16 protein-coding genes and 3 pseudogenes are annotated in these 15,668 nt (G+C 71.9%); 14 read left to right on the top strand and 5 right to left on the bottom strand.

Features of this window, described 5'->3' with window-relative positions; all coding sequences use genetic code 11:
- Window positions 1-19: 19 nt before the first annotated feature.
- The 3 genes from HUT10_RS13835 to HUT10_RS13825 are packed head-to-tail and all read left to right on the top strand — an operon-like array spanning window position 20 to window position 2,570.
- Window positions 20-1,384, top strand: a complete 1,365-nt coding sequence (locus tag HUT10_RS13835; RefSeq protein WP_176171579.1) for a pitrilysin family protein — start codon at window positions 20-22, stop codon at window positions 1,382-1,384.
- Window positions 1,381-2,121, top strand: coding sequence for a 4-hydroxy-tetrahydrodipicolinate reductase (gene dapB / locus HUT10_RS13830; protein WP_176171578.1), 741 nt, complete (start codon window positions 1,381-1,383; stop codon window positions 2,119-2,121). Before HUT10_RS13835 ends, dapB begins: the two co-directional genes overlap by 4 nt.
- Complete coding sequence (locus HUT10_RS13825) at window positions 2,118-2,570, top strand: tetratricopeptide repeat protein (protein WP_176171577.1); 453 nt, start codon at window positions 2,118-2,120, stop codon at window positions 2,568-2,570. Before dapB ends, HUT10_RS13825 begins: the two co-directional genes overlap by 4 nt.
- Here the strand turns inward: HUT10_RS13825 and HUT10_RS13820 are convergent.
- Entirely contained in the window at window positions 2,556-3,503 is a 948-nt protein-coding gene (locus HUT10_RS13820) for a 4,5-dihydroxyphthalate decarboxylase (RefSeq protein WP_176171576.1), read from the bottom strand. The two genes, HUT10_RS13825 and HUT10_RS13820, sit on opposite strands and share 15 nt — an antisense overlap.
- Window positions 3,504-3,573: 70 nt before the next feature.
- Between HUT10_RS13820 and HUT10_RS13815 the strand changes: the two genes are divergently transcribed.
- The 4 genes from HUT10_RS13815 (at window position 3,574) to HUT10_RS13800 (ending at window position 6,564) form a co-directional block, all read left to right on the top strand.
- Window positions 3,574-4,413, top strand: coding sequence for a LysR family transcriptional regulator (locus HUT10_RS13815; RefSeq protein ID WP_176171575.1), 840 nt, complete (start codon window positions 3,574-3,576; stop codon window positions 4,411-4,413).
- A gap of 291 nt (window positions 4,414-4,704) precedes the next feature.
- The gene (locus HUT10_RS13810; protein WP_176171574.1) at window positions 4,705-5,457 is read left to right on the top strand and encodes a hypothetical protein; all 753 of its coding nucleotides are present in this window, start codon (window positions 4,705-4,707) and stop codon (window positions 5,455-5,457) included.
- Window positions 5,458-5,480: 23 nt separating this feature from the next.
- Complete coding sequence (locus HUT10_RS13805; RefSeq protein ID WP_176171573.1) at window positions 5,481-6,314, top strand: Scr1 family TA system antitoxin-like transcriptional regulator; 834 nt, start codon at window positions 5,481-5,483, stop codon at window positions 6,312-6,314.
- Between the two features lie 10 nt (window positions 6,315-6,324).
- Window positions 6,325-6,564 carry a DUF397 domain-containing protein gene (locus HUT10_RS13800; RefSeq protein ID WP_176171572.1) on the top strand — a complete coding sequence of 80 codons (240 nt, stop codon included), beginning with the start codon at window positions 6,325-6,327 and terminating at the stop codon, window positions 6,562-6,564.
- Here HUT10_RS13800 and HUT10_RS13795 read toward each other — a convergent pair.
- Window positions 6,529-7,046, bottom strand: a pseudogene (locus HUT10_RS13795) (hypothetical protein). The gene HUT10_RS13800 and the pseudogene HUT10_RS13795 overlap by 36 nt on opposite strands.
- An 87-nt stretch (window positions 7,047-7,133) precedes the next feature.
- Here HUT10_RS13795 and HUT10_RS50935 point away from each other — a divergent pair.
- Window positions 7,134-7,595 (top strand): annotated as a pseudogene (locus HUT10_RS50935) (GtrA family protein); the annotation flags it as partial.
- A gap of 66 nt (window positions 7,596-7,661) precedes the next feature.
- On the opposite strand, the gene HUT10_RS49980 reads toward HUT10_RS50935, so the two are convergent.
- Window positions 7,662-8,219: a GNAT family N-acetyltransferase gene (locus HUT10_RS49980; RefSeq protein WP_217709604.1), complete on the bottom strand. Its 558-nt coding sequence runs from the start codon at window positions 8,217-8,219 to the stop codon at window positions 7,662-7,664.
- A 111-nt stretch (window positions 8,220-8,330) separates the two neighbouring features.
- Between HUT10_RS49980 and HUT10_RS13785 the strand changes: the two are divergent.
- The 3 genes and pseudogenes from HUT10_RS13785 to HUT10_RS13775 all read left to right on the top strand — a co-directional run bounded on the left by HUT10_RS13785 (window position 8,331) and on the right by HUT10_RS13775 (window position 11,301).
- Window positions 8,331-9,544, top strand: a pseudogene (locus tag HUT10_RS13785) (winged helix-turn-helix domain-containing protein).
- 58 nt (window positions 9,545-9,602) lie between these two features.
- On the top strand, window positions 9,603-10,259 hold the full coding sequence (locus tag HUT10_RS13780; protein ID WP_176171571.1) for a HEAT repeat domain-containing protein: 657 nt from the start codon (window positions 9,603-9,605) through the stop codon (window positions 10,257-10,259).
- 52 nt (window positions 10,260-10,311) lie between these two features.
- Window positions 10,312-11,301, top strand: coding sequence for a HEAT repeat domain-containing protein (locus tag HUT10_RS13775; protein ID WP_176171570.1), 990 nt, complete (start codon window positions 10,312-10,314; stop codon window positions 11,299-11,301).
- A 211-nt stretch (window positions 11,302-11,512) separates the two neighbouring features.
- Here the strand turns inward: HUT10_RS13775 and HUT10_RS13770 are convergent, their stop codons facing one another.
- Window positions 11,513-12,436, bottom strand: a complete 924-nt coding sequence (locus HUT10_RS13770) for a DUF4097 family beta strand repeat-containing protein (RefSeq protein ID WP_176171569.1) — start codon at window positions 12,434-12,436, stop codon at window positions 11,513-11,515.
- A 13-nt stretch (window positions 12,437-12,449) separates the two neighbouring features.
- On the bottom strand, window positions 12,450-12,959 hold the full coding sequence (locus HUT10_RS13765) for a toxin-antitoxin system HicB family antitoxin (protein ID WP_176171568.1): 510 nt from the start codon (window positions 12,957-12,959) through the stop codon (window positions 12,450-12,452).
- Window positions 12,960-13,078: 119 nt separating this feature from the next.
- On the opposite strand from HUT10_RS13765, the gene thyX reads away from it, so the two are divergent.
- The 3 genes from thyX (at window position 13,079) to HUT10_RS13750 (ending at window position 15,596) form a co-directional block, all read left to right on the top strand.
- The gene (gene thyX / locus HUT10_RS13760) at window positions 13,079-13,831 is read left to right on the top strand and encodes an FAD-dependent thymidylate synthase (RefSeq protein WP_176171567.1); all 753 of its coding nucleotides are present in this window, start codon (window positions 13,079-13,081) and stop codon (window positions 13,829-13,831) included.
- A complete protein-coding gene (locus HUT10_RS13755) occupies window positions 13,831-14,226 on the top strand; it encodes an ACT domain-containing protein (protein WP_176171566.1) in 396 nt (131 codons plus the stop codon). The genes thyX and HUT10_RS13755 overlap by 1 nt, the downstream gene beginning before the upstream one ends.
- Window positions 14,227-14,354: 128 nt before the next feature.
- Window positions 14,355-15,596: an Nramp family divalent metal transporter gene (locus tag HUT10_RS13750; RefSeq protein ID WP_176171565.1), complete on the top strand. Its 1,242-nt coding sequence runs from the start codon at window positions 14,355-14,357 to the stop codon at window positions 15,594-15,596.
- Window positions 15,597-15,668 lie beyond the last annotated feature (72 nt).

Genomic DNA, 15,668 nt, shown 5'->3' with positions numbered 1-15,668 from the left:
CAAGGTGAGTAAGGAACAAATGGCACGGCAGGTTTCCGGGCACGAGCAGCCCGTCGGCACCACCCGCACGCTGGAGTCCACTCCGGACGGTGCGGTCGTCAAGCGCAGTGTCCTGCCCGGCGGCCTGCGGGTGATCACCGAGCACGTCCCCGCGTCGCGCTCGGCCACGGTCGGGCTGTGGGTCGCCATCGGCTCCCGCGACGAGCCGGCCGCCGTCGCCGGTGCCGCGCACTACCTCGAGCACCTGCTGTTCAAGGGCACCAAGCACCGCGACGCCACGCAGATCGCCGAGGAGATCGACGCGGTCGGCGGCGAGTTCAACGCCTTCACGGCGAAGGAGCACACCTGCTACTACGCGCAGGTGCTCGACGCCGACCTCCCGCTGGCCGTCGACCTGGTCACCGACGTCGTCTTCGACGCCCTGTGCACCGACCGCGACATGGACATGGAGCGCAGCGTCGTCCTCGAAGAGATTTCGATGCGCGACGACGACCCCGAGGACCTGCTGCACGAGACGTTCGTGACGGCGATCCTCGGCGACCACCCGCTCGGCCGCCCGGTGCTCGGCACCGAGAAGTCGATCGTCGAGATGTCGCCGGCCGCCCTGCGGAACTTCTACAAGCGCCGCTACACGCTGCCGCGGATGGTCCTGTCTGTGGCCGGGAACATCGACCACAGCCAGGTGCTGAGGCTGGTCCGCAAGGCGCTCGGCGAGCGCCTGACCGGCACCGCGACGCCGATCGCGCCCCGCGAAGGCCGGGCCCGGATCAAGACCCCGCCGAAGCTGGCCCTGCACACCGACGACACCGAGCAGGCGCACGTCATGCTCGGCCTGCGCTCGCTGTCCCGCCACGACGACCGCCGCTTCGCGCTGTCGGTCCTCAACGCGGCGCTCGGCGGTGGCATGTCGTCGCGGCTGTTCCAGGAGATCCGCGAGCAGCGCGGGCTGGCGTACCAGGTGTATTCGTCGGTCGCGAGCTACGCCGACACCGGGCACCTGGCCGTGTACGCGGGCTGCCAGCCGGAGAAGCTCGGCGACGTCGCCGGCGTCATCCGCGAGGTGCTCGACAAGGTCGGCGTCGACGGCCTGACCGACGCCGAGGTGGCCCGCGCCAAGGGCCAGCTGCGCGGCGGGCTGGTGCTGGGCCTGGAGGACACGTCGTCGCGGATGTCGCGGATCGGCAAGAACGAGCTCAACTACGGCCGTTACCTGGGCGTCGACGACACGATCGCGCGCATCGACGCGGTCACCACCGAGGACGTGTGTGCGCTCGCTCGCACTTTGTTCGCGCGGCCCGGTGGCGTCTCGGCCGCGGCGGTCGTCGGGCCGTACGCTCACGCCGACGACCTTCCGGACGACCTGCACGAGGTGATCGCTTCATGACCATCAACGTCGGTGTGCTCGGCGCCCGCGGCCGCATGGGCGCGACGGTGGTGAAGGCCGTCGAAGGCGCCTCGGACATGAAGCTGGTGGCGGCGCTGGACGCGGGCGACGACTTCGCGGCACTGAGCGACGCCCAGGTGGTCGTCGACTTCACCCACCCCGACGCCGTCATGGGCAACCTGGAGTACCTGGTCGAGCACGACATCCACGCGGTCGTCGGCACCACCGGGTTCAGCGAGTCGCGCTTGGCGTCGCTGCGCGCGCTGCTGGAGCCGAAGCCGTCGCTGGGCGTGCTGATCGCGCCGAACTTCGCCCTGGGCGCGGTGCTCGCGATGCGGTTCGCGGCGCAGGCGGCGAAGTTCTACGCCTCGGCCGAGATCATCGAGCTGCACCACAACCGCAAGGCCGACGCGCCGTCCGGCACCGCCGCGCACACCGCCCGGATGATCGCCGCGGCGCGCGCGGAAGCGGGCGTGACGCCGGGCCCGGACGCGACGACGGACGAGCTGGACGGCGCCCGCGGCGCGACGGTCGAGCAGGTCCGGGTGCACTCGGTCCGCCTCCCGGGCCTGGTCGCGCACGAGGAGATCCTCTTCGGCGGTGAAGGGGAAACCCTGACCATCCGCCACGACTCCCTCGACCGGACGTCGTTCATGCCGGGCGTGCTGCTCGGCGTGCGCGAGGTGCTGAACCGTCCCGGCCTGACGGTCGGCCTGGAAAACGTCCTCGACCTGTGAGGGCCCGCAATGTGGCGCTGCTGCTGACGGCGGCGCTGGTCGTCTACCTGTTCCTGCTGGCGGACAGGGCCATCGCGCTGTTCAAGACCGGCACGGGCGCCGGCATCGCGCTCGGCGCCGGTGTCCTGCTGCTGCCGGTGCTCGGCCTGTGGGTGGTCGTGGTGACCTGGCGCAACGGCCTTCAGATCCAGCGCCTGTCCCGCCGCCTGGACGCCGAGGGCGCGCTCCCGGACGTCTCGGACCTCCCGCGCCGCCCCTCGGGCCGGGTCGATCGCGAGGCGGCCGACGCGTGGTTCGAGGAGCGCCGCGCGGAGGTCGAGGCCGACCAGGACAACTGGCGCGCCTGGTACAAGCTCGCGTACGCCTACGACATCGCGGGCGACCGCCGCCGGGCGCGCGAGACGATGCGGAAGGCCGTCGAGCTGGAAGCCGCCTCACGTGCCGAGTAGGTCCGGCGCGAAGATCTCCTCGATCCGCCACCGCCGCGCGGACAAGCCCTGCTCGTGGTGGTACCGCAGGTAGGTGTCGAGCGCGGTGCGGTTGGCCGCGATCCCGTAGGGCCACCAGTCCTCGCCGAACTCGGCGACGGTGTCGTCGACCAGCGCGTTCGCCCACGGCAGCATGGTCTGCACCTGGTAGAGCCGCTGTCCCCGGCGGTAGCGCGCGGTGGCGGCGTCCTTCGCGGCTTCGAACATCGTGTAGACGCGCCGGGCCAGGCCGGGGTCGCCGGCGAGCAGGTCCCGCCGGACGACGACGGTGTGCATGATCGGGAAGATCCCGGTGCGGCGGTGGTAATCGCGCTCCCGGTCCGGGAAGTCGGGGAAGAGCCGGGCGACGTTCGGGGAGCCCTCGAGCACGCACTGCGGGACGTTGGCCGAGAACAGCACGTCGAGTTCGCCGGTGTCGAGCATGGTGCCGAGCGTCTTCCCGTCGCCGGCCACGGTGACGTCGACGTCGTCGGGATGCGGGTGCGGGATGAAGCCGAACGGCTCGGCGGGGTGCTCGAGACCGCCGACCACCCACCGGTTCGCCTCGGGCCGGAACCCGTGCTCGTCCATCAGGATGCCTTTGGCCCACACGCCCGAGTCCTGGCCGTAGGTGCCGAACTCGCCGATGGTCCGGCCGGTGAGGTCACCCGGTCCGGTGATCCCCGAGTGGGTGTTGACGAAGACGCACGAGTGCCGGAAGACGCGGTTGGGGAAGATCGGCAGCGCCACGAACGGCGTGCCTTCGTCGAGCAGCCGCAGGTAGAACGTCAGGCCGAGTTCGGCGACGTCGAACTCGCCGCGGATCGCCCGCTCGAAGATCTCCGGCAAGGTGGGAGCGGTCTCCACGCCGGTCAGGTCGCGGGTCGTGTCGTAGGTGAAGGTGCCGATGCGCATGGTTCCGATCCTCGGCGCGCGGGGCCCGGGACGTCCAAGACCGGTTCGGGCAACTCGATACCGTGGGGGTATGGACTTGCGGGCGCTCCGGTACTTCGTCGCGGTGGCCGAGGAGCGGCACGTCGGGCGCGCGGCGGAGCGGCTGCACATGGCGCAGCCGCCGCTGAGCCGCGCGATCCGGAGGCTGGAGGACGAGCTGGGCGCGGCGCTGTTCGACCGCACGCCCAAGGGCGTCACGCTCACCGGCGCGGGCGAGGTGCTGTACGACGAAGCGGTGGCGCTGCTGGCGCAGGCGGGCCGTATTAGAGACCGCGTGACCGCGGCGGCGACCCTGAGGGTCGGGACGTTGGCGGACGCCGCCGAGCAGGTCGGCGCCCGGCTGGTGGCTCGGTTCCGCGAACGGCACCCGCAGGTGGACGTGCGCGTGCACGAGACGGACCTCGCCGACCCGACGGCCGGGCTGCGCGCCGGCCTGGTCGACGTGGCACTGACCCGCACACCGTTCGACACGGCGGGGATCGGGGTCCACGTGCTGCGCCGGGTTCCGGTGGGCGTGGTGCTGCGCGACGGCGACCCCCTGGCGGACCGGACGACGGTCTCGACGGGCGACCTGGCCGGCCGCCGCTGGGTCCGCCTCCCGGACGGCACCGACCCCCGCTGGACGGCGTACTGGACGGCCGGCCCGCCGGGTGCGGACGCGCCGGTTCTGCGGACGATCCAGGAGTGCCTGCAGGCGGTGCTGTGGAACGGCATCGCGGCCCTCGCCCCGGTGGACCAGCCGCTCCCGCCGGGGCTGCGGGTGGTGCCGGTGTCCGACCGGCCGGAGAGCGAGCTGGTGGTGGCGTGGCCGAAGGCGGGCGGTCCGCTCGTGCGCAGTTTCGTGCGGATCGCGGCGGAGGCCGACCGTTGACGGCTCTGGGCGGGTTGCCGGTGGGTGGTTCGCACGGGTCGCGGCGGGGTGGCCCGTTGACGGGACCGGGCGGCCTGCTGGTGGTGGCTTTGTGCGGATCGCCGTGCGGGCGGATCGGTGAAAGTGCTGGGCGGCTTGGTGGCGCGCGGATCGGCGCGGGGGCGGTTCGGTCATGGTGGTGGGGCGGCCCGGTGGTGGCCGGTTGTGTGCGGATTGCCGTGGGGATGGCTCGGTGATGGTGGTGGGCGGCCCGCTGGGGCGGAGTTCGGTGGTCCCCGTGGGAGCCGGCCGGTGATACTGCTGCTGAAGCTCGTCCTGGCGCCGTTGCTGGTGGTGGGTTCGTCGGTCGCCGGGCGGCGGTGGGGGCCCGGGGTGACCGGGCTGCTGGTCGCCATGCCGGTCGTTGCCGGGCCGATTCTGCTGATCACCTACCTGGAGCACGGGCCGGTGTTCGTCGGGCGGGCCGCGTCGGCGTCGTTGCTGGGGCTGGTGTCGCTGGCCGCGTTCGGCGTGGTGTTCGCGCGGGTGTCGCGGGCGCGCGGCTGGGTCGGGACGGTTTTCCTCGGCTGGCTCGTGTGCCTGGCCCTGGACCTGGCGCTGTCGTTCGCGCCGGTGCCCGTGTGGGTGGCGCTCGGGCTGGCGTGGGCGGCGGCCTGGGCGGGCATCCGGTTGCTGCCGGAGCCGGGGGAGGCCGGGCCGGTGACGTTGCCGTGGTGGGACCTGCCCGCCCGCGCCCTCGCGACCGCGGTACTGGTCGTGGTCCTGACGGCCGCGGCCGGACGGCTCGGCCCCGACCTGACGGGAGTCCTCGCCCCCTTCCCGACCGGGACCAGCGTGGTGGCCGTGTTCGCACTGGCCCAGGGCGGCACCCGGGCCGCCGCGGCGACGATGCGGGGAGTGCTCCGCGGGCTGGGCGGGTTTTCGGCTTTTTGTTTTCTGGTGGCGGTGTTCGCCGAGCCGATCGGCGGGTGGGCATTCGTGGTGGCGGCGGCCGGGACGGTGGTGTGGCAATTCGCTGACAGTTGTCGTTCGTTCGGGAAATGAGCGGCGTTCGTACTATCGGCCGCATGAAACCGACTTCGTCTTCTCCTGGTTGCCGGGCGTTGTCCGCGTCGCTGCGTGAGGTGCGTGAGGCGCGGAAGTTCGGGTTGCGTGAGCTGGCCCGGGCCCTGGAAGTGGATCCGCGGTTGTTGTCCCAGTGGGAATTGGGGGTTCGCGTGCCGCCGATCGAGGAGGTGGCCCGGATCCTCGGATACCTGAGAGTGGATCGGGTCACGACCAATCGGATCCTGGCTTTGGTGCAGCACACCAAGAACCCCAACTGGCTGGACTCCAACCCCTCGGATCTCCCCGCGGCGCTGACGGCGGTCATCCAGTGCGAGCGGTCGGCCAACCTGATCACCAACTGGTCCCCGCTGATCATCCCGGGTTTGCTGCAGACCCCCGACTATGCGCGCGCTTTGCTCGCTGCCTCCGAAATCAAACCCGAGGATGCCGATATGCGGCTGGTGGCTCGCCTGAAACGGCAGCGCATTCTCTCCGGTTATGAGCCGGTTCGGGTCCAGGCACTCATCTCCGAGTTGGCGATCCGCGAGGTGGTCGGCGATGCGGACATCATGTCCGACCAGGTCGACCACCTGCTGCGCTTAGCTGTTACATCTAACATTTCAGTGCGGATCGTGCCTGCCGGTGCGGGCTACCACCCGGGCTGGATCGGGATGTTCACGCTCTACGACTTCCCGGCCGACCCTGCGATCGTCCACCTCGAGCACTACCACGCCAGCGGCTTCCTCAACGGGTTGGACGCTACCGCTCCTTATCGGAAGCTGGTAAAGCTCTTACTGGGCAAGGCATTGACCGAGGAGGCCTCGCAGGCCCTCCTTCGGGAGCTAGCGCGATGAAGGGGGCGGCATGTTCACCTGGCGCAAGTCGAGCCACAGCGGAGCCGAGGCCGAGTGTGTCGAGGTCGGCTACGACTGGCAAAAGTCTAGCTACAGCGCGAACGAGGGCGAATGTGTCGAGGTGCTCCTCGCCGAGACCGTCGGCGTGCGGGACACGAAAGCCCGCCACCTCGGCCAGCTCACCGTCTCCCGCTCCGCCTGGACCGCCCTGCTCTCAGTGGTGCAGCCACCCCGCGAACACCGCAGGTGAAGCCGCTATCAAACTGAAGCGGATCCACCTTCCGGCCAGTCCCGTGGTCAGGAACGTCGCGAGCCGCATCCGCACCAACCCGGCCAGCACGCTCGTCGCCATGAACGGCGGCAGGCCCACCAGGGAGCTCACTCCGTACGTCCCCGCCATCCAGTGCGGGTGCCGGTGGCAGCGTTCGCGCAGCCGCTCGACCCACCCGCGGATCCGCTTGGTCCGCAGCTGCCAGCGCACGCGCCGTGGCGTCAAAGGCCGCTCGCGGTGGAGCCGGTCGTGCAACGGCTTCGGCAGCTTGATCGTCCCGCGCGCGGCGAGGTAGTACAGCGTCTTGCCGGCGATCTGCCCGACCGCCACCGCCGCCCCAGCCACAACCAGTGCAGCCCCGGCTGGCTCGCGCACAGCCCGAGCAGGAAGACCTCGGCGTTGATCAGCGGCACGATGGCCGAACCGAACGCGACGCCCAGCGTCAGCAGGATCCAGCTCATCGTGTCACCTCCTGAAAAGCTCTCGCGTTCTTCCAAGTTATCAGTTCGAAATCTCCGCGCACTGGGGTTGACCCCACCTTTCGGCCGGTGGTCCGCACCAGAAGATCACCTGACGGACGGCTTCCCGTCACCCTCCGCCGGAACACTGACGGGGTGGCCGCCGAGCAACCCCGTACGCCCGCTGACCGATTCGGCGCCCTCTGCCAGGCCGTCGTGCGCGTGCTGCCACTGGGTCTGTCGCGGATCGTGGCGCCGACGTTTCTCGGGTTCTGCCTCATCAACGGGTTCACGTTCGGCGTCGACCTCGGGCTGCTGACCGTCTTCCACGGGGTGTTCGGCTGGCCGGTGTGGCTGGCGATCACGCTCGCTTACGTCTGCGCGTTCGGGCTGAGCTTCGCGCTGAACCGGACGTTCAACTTCCATTCCCACGCCGCCGTCGGAACCCAACTCGCGCTTTACATCATTGCGATCGGTGTCAATTACGCGGCGTTTCTGCTGGGTGTGGGCGCCGGGTTGACGGCGCTGGGCGTCGAATACCACGTCTCGCGGCTGCTCGCGGGCGCGTGCGAAGGCGTGTTCATGTACGCCGTGATGCGGTGGGTGATCTTCCGGGACTCAGGCGAGCTCGAGGTCGAGGGTGCCGGTGAGCCGGACTTCGCGGACCATCCGGTCGCCGGTGTCGAGGGTGCGGACGGTGCCGTCGGGGTTCCAGCCGGCCCGGCGGTAGAAGGCGAGGGTGGCGTGGTCGCCCTGGGCGACCCAGGCGATGCCGCGGGAGGCGCCGTCGGCCCGCAGGCCCGCGGCGGCCGTCGCGAGTAGCCGCCCCGCGTGCCCACGGCGCCCCCAGCGCGGCTCGACGAGCAGGGTGGCGATCAGCCCGGTCGTCCCGGCGTCCTCGGGCAGGCTCCCGTCGGCTTGGGCGACCTCCTCTTCGGGCGCGCGGCCGGCGACGCAGAAGCCGACGGTGAACTCGCCTTCGGTGGCCACGTACACGAGGCTGTCCGGGTAGTCGATGGTCTCGGCCCAGGTGCCGGCCAGGTCGGTGGCGGCCAGCTGCGCGAGGGCCTGCTTGCCGAGGAGGTCTTCGTAGGCGGCGTGCCAGGTGTCGCGTTGGATGCGGGCGATCTCCGCGGCGTCGGACAGGTCGGCGGGGCGGACGGCGGCGTCGCTCATGGGTCGTGAAATTAGTACAGCGGCGCGAAGCGCCTCCGTTGAGGGCGGTGGTGGGGGCATGGATGGACGGTCGCCGGTTTTGTCGGTGGTGGGTGGCACCATGACCCCATCATGCAAACGATCAGCGTCTCGACGGCCCGGAAGACGTTCCTGGCCGCACAGGGCTTCAGCGACCCGCGTCCCTCCGGCGTGCCTTCGCGGCAGCACCTGAAACGGGTGTTGTCGCGGGTCCAGCTGCTGCAGCTGGATTCGGTGAACGTCGCGGTCCGGGCCCACTACATGCCGGTGTTCTCGCGGCTGGGCTCGTACGACCCGGCGATGCTCGACGAAGCGGCGTGGGCGCACTCGGCGCGTCGCCCGCGGTTGCTGGTGGAGACGTGGGCGCACGAGGCGAGCCTGCTCCCGATCGAAGACTGGCCGCTGATCCGCTCGGGCGCCAAGCGCGACGGCTGGTGGCGGCACTACGGGCCGTTGATCGAGAAGTCGCCGGGCCTGGTCGACGAAATCCTGTCGGTGGTCAAGGAGCTGGGCCCGATCGGCGCGGGCGGCATCGAGCGCGCGGTGGAGGCGGACGCGCAGCGCCGCGGGCCGGGCTCGTGGTGGGAGCGGTCGGAGGTCAAGCGCGTCTGCGAGTACCTGTTCGGCATCGGCCAGCTGACCACGGGCACGAGGCGCTCCTTCGAGCGTCTCTACGACCTCACCGAGCGGGTCGTCCCGCCGGAGATCCTGTCCCGCTCGGTCACCGCCGACGAGGGGGCGCGGGGGCTGATCTCGCGGTCGGCGCGGGCGCTGGGCGTGGCCACCGAGACCGACTTGCGCGACTACTACCGCCTCGGCCCGGCCCCGGCCCGCCAGGCGGTGGCGGAGCTGGTCGAGTCGGGGGAGCTGGAGCCGGTCGCGGTGCGCGGCTGGAAGCAGGTGGCCTACCGGCACGTCGCGGCGCGGACACCGCGGAACGTCGCCGGCCGGGCGTTGCTGTGCCCGTTCGACCCGCTGATCTGGGAGCGGGCCCGCACCGAGCGGCTGTTCGGGTTCCACTACCGGATCGAGATCTACGTCCCGGAGCCGAAGCGGGTGTACGGGTACTACGTGTTCCCGTTCCTGCTGGACGGTTCGCTGGTCGCGCGGGTGGACCTGAAGTCCGACCGGGCCGCGGGCGTGCTGCGGGTCCAGGGGCGTTCGCGGAGGAGGGCGCGGACGTGGCCCGTGTCCTCCCGGAGCTGGCGGCGGAGCTGCGGCACATGGCTGAGTGGCTGGGCCTGTCCGGCGTGGTGGTGGGCCTCCGCGGCGACCTGGCCGGGCCGCTGGCGAAGCTGGTGCGCTGAGGAAGCTTGACCTTGACACTGTGACAAGGTCTTCACTGCGGGGGAGGAGGTGGTCACGATGAACCACGCAACGGACACCCGGCTGCTCGACGCGCTGGGCGCGGCGAACCCGTCGACCCGGCTCCAGGCGGCGCTGGCCGCGGGCACCAGGGCCGACCCGGGGCTCGTCGAGGCGCTGGTGGCGCGGTGCGCGGCCGAGCCGGACTTCTTCGTCCGCGACATGCTCACCTGGGCGCTGACCCGCCTGCCCGCGGAGCTGACCGTGCCCCGGCTCGTCGCGGAACTGCGCTCCGGCCGGGCCCAGGCCCGCAGCCAGGCCCTGCACACGCTGTCGAAGATCGGCGACCGGGCGGCGTGGCCGGCGCTCACCCGGGAGCTGCTGCACGACCGGGACGACGAAGTCGCGCGAAGCGCCTGGCGGGCGGCCGTCGTCCTCGTGCCGCCGGGGGAGCAGGCGAACCTGGCGGCCGAGCTGGCTCGTGAGCTCGGCCGGGGTGACCGGGCCGTGCAGCTGAGCCTCAGCCGGGCCCTCGTCGCGCTCGGCGAGGTGGCGGAGGGGGCCTTGCGGGCGGGGTTGCTGAGTGCCGACCCGGTCGTGCGGGCGCACGCTCGGGCCACGGAACGGCTGCTGCAGGACCCGGAGGGCGGGTTCGACCTGGCCGTCGACGAGGCGAGGCGGATCGTCGCGCTCGGCCCGGAACGCGCGGCGAGCTGATGGGTGAGACGGCCGTGGGCGCCTTGCGGCCGGAGCGCGCTGCGGGTGCGGCGTGCTGATCGGTGAGGTGGCCCGCCGGTCCGGGGTGAGTTCGCGGATGCTGCGGCACTACGACTCCCTCGGGCTGGTGCGGCCGACCGGCCGGACCGTCGGCGGCTACCGCGAGTACGCCGAGGCCGACATCCGCCGGATCTTCCACGTCGAAGGCCTGCGGTCGCTGGGGATGTCGCTGCGGCAGATCGGGCAGGCGCTGGCGGATCCGGCCTTCACACCGTCCACTTTGGTCGGTGAGCTGATCCGGCGGACCGAAGACCGGCTGGAGCGGGAGCGGGAGCTGCTCGAGCGGCTCCGCGCGATCGACGCCTCGGAGCCCACCGGCTGGGACGGCGTGCTGCACGTCGTCGAGCTCCTGCACGGGCTCGATTCCCCCAGCCCGGGGCGCCGGCAGCAGGCCGCGCTGGACGTGCCGCTCCCCACCGAGCTGCTGGCCAGGGCGGTCCTGACCGAAACGAACCCGAACGTCGCCGGGGCCCTGCGCTGGGCGCTGGCACGGGCGGGCGCGGACGGCCTGCCCGCGGTGGCCGCCGGCCTGAGTTCACCCGACGCCGAAGTCCGGCGGCGCGCGCTCCTGGCGATCGCCGAGCTACCGGGAGAAGAGGCGGCCGCGGCGCTGGTATCCGCGCTCGAGGACCCGGAGCCGGGCATCCGCCGCCACGCGGCACTGGCCGCCGGCCGCCGCGGAACGACGGCCGCGGTCCCGACCCTGGTCGCCATGGTGGCCGAGGGAACGAACGACGTCGAAGCGGCGGAGGTCCTGGGCACCCTGGCCTCGGACCCGGAGCTGGGGCACCGGATCGTGAGCGCGCTGGCCGCCGAGCTGTCCGCGGACACGGCGGTCCGGATCCGCGTGGCCCAGGCGCTGGCCGAACTCCCGGCCCCGTTGTCGCAGGACACCTTGCGGCGCATGGCCGACGACGAGGACCGGGTGGTCGCGCTGATCGCCTCGGCGGTCACGGAAGCGCTCGGCAGGTCCGGCTCGTAGGCCTACCGGCGTGTGGCTGGCGGCCGCGTTCGCCGTCGCCAGGCTGCGGTTCGCAGGTCCACCGGCCGCCGCGCGCCATGCCCGTCGCCGCCGGGACCGGCCTTCTGCGACTCGAAGCCTGGCCGCGCGCCGATTCTGCGCCGGTATTTCGCGCGCGAACGGGCCGTTCCCGGCACCCCCGTCCCGGGAACGGCCCGTCCCTCCCCCTTGCTCAGCCCGCCGCGCGTGTCACCACGGCGTTGCCGGTGCCCGTGCGGGCGCGCACCTTCAGCTGCACCCCACCCTCGGGCGCGGCTTCGGCGACGTCCAGCTCGCTGGAGACGCGGCCGGCGCTGGAGGTCAGGTCGACCTCGGCGGCCGTCCCGCCGCGGATGCCGATCCGGACCTCGCCCGAGCCGGTGATCAGGTCGAGCGAGCCCGACGCCGCGTCGGCCACCGAAAGGTCGCCGCTGCCGGTGCGGGCCATCACCTCGCCCGCCACCGCGCCCAGCCAGACGTCGCCCGTGCCGGTGGCCAGCGTCGCGGACCCGCTGATCGACGACGCCTCGACGTGGCCGCTGCCGCTGCGCAGCTGCAGCCCGCCCAGTGTCGGGCCGAGCTTGACCGCGCCGCTGCCGGTGCGGATGGTCGCCGAGCCGTCGGCCCGGTCGAGCTTCACCTCGCCGGAGCCGGTCAGCAGGTCGACGCGGCCGGCCGAGCCGGTCACCGTGACGTCCGCCGCGCCCGCCCGGACCTCGACGTGCGAGCCCGCCGGCGCGTGCACCTTCACCGCGAGCGCGGCGTTGCGCAGCTGCCACGCCTTCGGGGCCTGCACGACCAGGCGGTTGCCGAGCTTCTCGATCCGGCTCTGCCGCACGGCCTCGGCGGGCGAGCTCGACGGGTCGACGCCCAGCTGGTCGCCGAAGCGCTCGCCGACCCACGACAGCAGGCTGTTGACGCCCGCCACCCACGGCTGCTGCTCGCCCTGGTCGTGCTGCAGCTCGACGCGCGCGCCGGAGTCGCCGTCGAGGACGACCTCGACGCGGCCGATCGTGACGCTGATGTCGAGCTCCAGCGGGACGTCGGTCTCGAACTCGTCGATCCGGACCAGCTCGTCGTTCGGCTCTCCGGCCGGTGTGGTCTGTTCTTCACTCATCGTCTCGTCCCCCTCAGCTTTCGACCCAGCCGTGCAGGTGCGATCCGCCGCCCCTGCCGCCGTGGTGCTTGTGGCCGCCGCCGCTCTTGCCGTGCCCCAGCGCGCCCTGGACCGCCTGCGAAACGAAGGTGTTCAGCGAGACGCCCTGGGCGGCGGCCGCGCGTTCGGCCTGGCCTTTGATCTGCTCGACCAGCCGGAGGGTGATCCGGCTGATGTCACCGCCGTCGATGGGTGGCGGCGGTGTGGTGTCACGTGGTGTCTCGCGTGCCGTCGGCTCCTCGGCGGTGCCGGTGACGACGACCCGGACGTCCCGCCCGTCGAGCCGGACGTCCACCACCTGGCCCGGCAGTGCGGCCGTGACCTCGGCGGCGAGGTCGGCGAGGGCGTTCATCAGGGTCAGGCGGACGGCGGGCTCGAGCGCGGAGGACAGCAGCGCGGCCGCCCGCCGGGTCTGCTCGTCCCCGGCGGCAGCCGTGTTCGCGAGGTCCTCGCGAAGGGTGGCGATGTACGGCGTCAGGTCCATGACACCACTATGACGTCATAGGTGGTGTCAGTCAAGGCGGCGATGATGTCGCCCGTCACCCGGGAGTGACCGGCCTCACGCGGTTAGGCTGCGCGGGAACCGGGAGAAGGAGTGCTGACGTGACCGGAACCGTGTCACCCCGAGTGCAGCTGATCGCGAAGACCGAGTTCTTCCCGCCCGGGGACGTGCCGTGGTCGACCGACGCGGACGGCGGGGAAGCGCTCGCGGAGTTCGCCGGCCGCGCCTGCTACCAGTCGTGGCAGAAGCCGAACCCGGCCACCGCCACCAACGCCGGCTACCTCGAGCACATCATCGACGTCGGCCACCTCTCGGTGCTGGAGCACGGCTCGGTGACCTTCTACGTCACCGGCATCTCCCGGTCGCTGACCCACGAGCTGATCCGGCACCGCCACTTCTCCTACTCCCAGCTGTCGCAGCGGTACGTCCCGGAGCGCGACGCCGAGTTCGTCGAGCCGGAGATCATCGCGAACGACCCGGTGCTGCACGAGAAGTTCGTGGCGGCGACCCGGGCGAGCGTCGAGGCCTACACCGAGCTGCTGACCGGGCTCGAGGAGAAGTTCGCCGACGTCCCGAGCGCGACGCTGCGCCGCAAGCAGGCCCGGCAGGCCGCCCGTTCGGTGCTGCCGAACGCGACCGAGACCCGGATCGTCGTGACCGGGAACTACCGCGCTTGGCGGCACTTCGTCGCCATGCGCGCCACCGAGCACGCCGACGTGGAAATCCGCGAGCTGGCCGTGGAGTGCCTGCGGCAGCTGCAGAAGGCCGCGCCGAACGTGTTCGCCGACTTCACCATCTCGACGTTGCCGGACGGCACCGAGATCGCCACGAGCCCGAAGGTGCTGGAAGGCTGATGAAGCGACTCGCGATCGACGTCCGTCCCGGTGAGTACGCCGTCGTGCGGCTGCCCGCGGACGCCCCCGTGCCCACCGAGCTGTTCGAACCCGGGGACACCCTGGTTTCGGTGACGCGGACACCCGAAGAACTGTCGGTGATCTGCCTGGCCGGCCGCGAGCCGGGCGGTGCGACGGCGGCCGAGGACGGCTGGCGGCTGCTGTCGGTGCGCGGGCCGCTGGAGTTCACGCTCACCGGCATCATCGCCGCGCTGGCCTCCGAGCTGGCCGCGGCCGGGGTCGCGCTGTTCTCGATCTCGACGTTCGACACCGACCACATCCTGGTCAAGGCCGGCGACCTCGACCACGCGGTCGCGGCGCTGCGTGAGTCCGGTCACGACGTCGCCCGCGATTGATGTTTGCCGACCACCGAACCGTGTAAGCCGGTGACGAGGGTGGGAGTCCTCACCCTTGAAAAGCGAAGTTCGGCATGCCTAAACTTCGGTTTGGGTTGCCCGACATCCGGGGTTCGAGAGGTGGCGTCATGGCTGTGACCGAGGCAGTCCGGCCGAGACTGGCCAGCCGCCTGCGGGCCGGGTCCGCCCTGCTCGGGCCCGCGTTCGTCGCCGCCATCGCCTACGTCGACCCGGGGAACGTCGCCTCCAACATCAGCGCCGGCGCCCGCTACGGCTACCTGCTGGTCTGGGTGATCGTCGCGGCGAACCTGATGGCCGTGCTGGTGCAGTACCTGTCGGCGAAGCTCGGCCTGGTCAGCGGGATGTCGCTGCCGGAGGCCCTGCGCGCCCGGCTGCCGAAGCCGGCCCGGCTGGCGTACTGGGCGCAGGCGGAGATCGTCGCGATCGCCACCGACCTGGCCGAGGTGGTCGGCGGCGCGATCGCGCTCAACCTGCTGTTCGACCTGCCGCTGATCGTCGGCGGCCTGATCACCGGGGCGGTGTCGCTGACGCTGCTGGCGATCCAGGACCGCGGCGGCCAGCGGACCTTCGAGCGGGTGGTGACCGGGCTGCTGGCGGTGATCGCGATCGGCTTCCTGGCGAGCCTGTTCGTCGAGCCGCCGTCGGCCGCGGCGACGATGGGCGGTCTGGTCCCGCGCTTCGACGGCGCCGGCAGCGTCCTGATCGCGGCGGCGATGCTCGGCGCGACGGTGATGCCGCACGCGGTCTACCTGCACTCCGGCCTGGTCCGCGACCGTCACGGCCGCTCCGAAGGGGCCCAGCGCCGCCGCCTGCTGCGCGCGACCAGGGCCGACGTCGGACTGGCGATGCTGCTGGCCGGCGCGGTGAACCTCGGCATGCTGCTGCTGGCTGCGACGAACCTGCAGGGCCAGGAGGGCGTCGACAGCATCGAGGGCGCCCACGGCGCGGTCGCTTCGGCGCTCGGGCCGGGGATCGCGCTGCTGTTCGCGATCGGGTTGCTGGCGTCGGGCCTGGCGTCGACGTCGGTGGGCGCGTACGCGGGCGCGATGATCATGCAGGGGCTGCTGCACAAGCGGATCCCGCTGGTGCTGCGCCGCCTGGTGACGCTGACCCCGGCGATCGTGGTGCTGGCGCTGGGCGCGGACCCGAGCGCGGCGCTGGTGGTGTCGCAGGTGGTGCTCTCGTTCGGCATCCCGTTCGCCTTGGTCCCGTTGATCAGGTTGACGGCCGACCGGTCGCTGATGGGTGAGGACGTGAATCGCCGCCTGACCACGGTGGCGGCCTCTGTGGTGGCGGCGATCATCATCGCGCTCAACCTGGTGCTGATTTACCTCACCTTCGCCGGCTGACGTCGCTTTCCCACCACGCCGGGTCACGAATTCCGCGGAACCGGCAGCGCTGCGCGACGGTCCGACTAGCAT

Origin of the sequence: Amycolatopsis sp. Hca4, from assembly GCF_013364075.1 — a bacterium.
Lineage (GTDB): Bacteria > Actinomycetota > Actinomycetes > Mycobacteriales > Pseudonocardiaceae > Amycolatopsis.
Note: the sequence above shows the minus strand (reverse complement) of the source record. Positions and strands in the feature narration are given on the sequence as shown.